At 52.9% G+C, this 333-nt stretch carries 1 tRNA gene and 1 rRNA gene; both read right to left on the minus strand.

Annotated features, from left to right (window positions below):
- Window positions 1–43: 43 nt before the first annotated feature.
- Window positions 44–120 (minus strand) — tRNA-Ile (locus B0E42_RS00010).
- 160 nt (window positions 121–280) lie between these two features.
- Window positions 281–333 (minus strand): 16S ribosomal RNA (locus B0E42_RS00015); the annotation flags it as partial.

Genomic DNA, 333 nt, shown 5'->3' on the forward strand with positions numbered 1-333 from the left:
GAGCTATGGCCCCGTATTTCTACAGGCGTTTCCCACACAAAATTGGTGGGTCTGGGCAGATTCGAACTGCCGACCTCACCCTTATCAGGGGTGCGCTCTAACCAACTGAGCTACAGACCCAATTTCGAGCTACTAAGGCCGACCTCACCCTGCTCTTTACCACAGAGCATGGGGTGCGCTCTAACCAACCAAGCTACAACCCTTTTGGCTGCTTCTTTCGTCTTCTTCAATGAATCAAGCAATTCGTGTGGGAGCTCATGAAGCAGCTGCGGTCGTCGATTAAGGAGGTGATCCAGCCGCAGGTTCCCCTACGGCTACCTTGTTACGACTTCA

The organism is Pseudomonas sp. A25(2017) (genome assembly GCF_002001065.1).
Taxonomy (GTDB): domain Bacteria; phylum Pseudomonadota; class Gammaproteobacteria; order Pseudomonadales; family Pseudomonadaceae; genus Aquipseudomonas; species Aquipseudomonas kilonensis.